This window comes from Psychrobacter sp. FME6, from assembly GCF_014861365.1.
GTDB lineage: Bacteria > Pseudomonadota > Gammaproteobacteria > Pseudomonadales > Moraxellaceae > Psychrobacter.
Genome location: NZ_RRYW01000202.1, coordinates 1 through 1,275 on the forward strand (window position 1 = coordinate 1; position 1,275 = coordinate 1,275).

The following is a 1,275-nucleotide window of genomic DNA, read 5'->3' on the forward strand; positions in this document are numbered from 1 at the left end:
TGTCTGCGTAGGCACAGCAAGCTAGAAAAAACGGTACCTGCAGTACGTGATGTAGCGATATTACTTCTCACTGACTATAAATGAATCAGTCTAGAAGCTTAGGGGCTGTATAGAATTCAGCCCCTAAAGGTTCATAAGTTAATAGACACAAAAAAACGCGCCATAAAATGACACGTTTTTATTTTAACATTAAGCACAGACTTATAGGATTAAAAGCTACCTATTAGCCGTTCTAAATAACATCGATGCGCTGGTCGATACACTGTTAGCCACGTGCTACTATTATCGGTTTTAAAGTGAGTCAACTATACGGCCCTCTAACAATACAAAAGCTAGTAAAGCATAAAGCCAGAAAAACAGTACACTAGCAAGGCAACATGACTTCAGAATCAAAGGACTTCAACCTTTCATAGCGTTGCTCACAACGCTCATGCGCATCCAAATCTTTGAGCCCATCTAATTGCTCAACCAATAGTGCTTTTAGCGCATTCATCACTGGCTGTGGCTCAACATGAGCGCCCTCACCCTCATCAATGACCGCATCAATTAAGCCCATTTGATATAAATTAATAGCGTTCAACTTCAATGCTTCACTGGCATCTTGGGCTTTTTCAGCGGTTTTCCATAGAATGGACGCACAGCCTTCAGGAGAGATGACCGAATAAATACTGTTTTGCAGCATGTTCACTTTATCACCAACGCCAATCGCTAATGCGCCGCCTGAGCCGCCTTCACCGATAATAGTGACGATAATAGGCACTTTTAAGCTAGAAAAAACTGCAATACTTTCAGCGATGGCTTGCGCTTGACCACGCTCTTCGGCACCGATACCAGGGTAGGCGCCTTGGGTATCGACAAAGGTCATGACCGGAATATTAAAGCGCTCAGCCATTTTGACCAAACGAATAATTTTGCGATAACCTTCAGGGTTTGCCATCCCAAAGTTATGGGCGATACGCTCACGCGTGCTACGACCACGGTGCTGACCGACCACCATCACTGGCATACCATTTAGACGCGCAAGTCCGCCAAGGATGGCCTTATCATCAGCATAGGCACGGTCGCCATGCAACTCATCAAATTCAGTAAACAGCTTATTCACATAGTCCATAAATAATGGACGTTTGGCATGCCGTGCAAGCTGAACGCTATCCCAGACGGTACTCATAGACGCTTCCCTTTCATAGTTCTGTTTAATATAGTGACGTTTAGTATAATGATACCTAGATTAACACACCAAGTGCAACGCTAAGTAATGGAATAAAACACCTGGTT

At 43.8% G+C, this 1,275-nt stretch carries 1 protein-coding gene; it reads right to left on the reverse strand.

All coding sequences use genetic code 11. From position 1 onward, the window contains the following. Nucleotides 1-364: 364 nt before the first annotated feature. Nucleotides 365-1,168, reverse strand: coding sequence for an acetyl-CoA carboxylase carboxyltransferase subunit alpha (locus tag EI162_RS14215; RefSeq protein ID WP_192524949.1), 804 nt, complete (start codon nucleotides 1,166-1,168; stop codon nucleotides 365-367). Nucleotides 1,169-1,275: the final 107 nt, after the last annotated feature.

What these genes read in the sequence shown, in the direction of transcription:
- EI162_RS14215 (WP_192524949.1), bottom strand. Translation starts at nt 1,168, where the DNA reads ATGAGTACCGTCTGGGATAGCGTTCAGCTTGCACGGCATGCCAAACGT.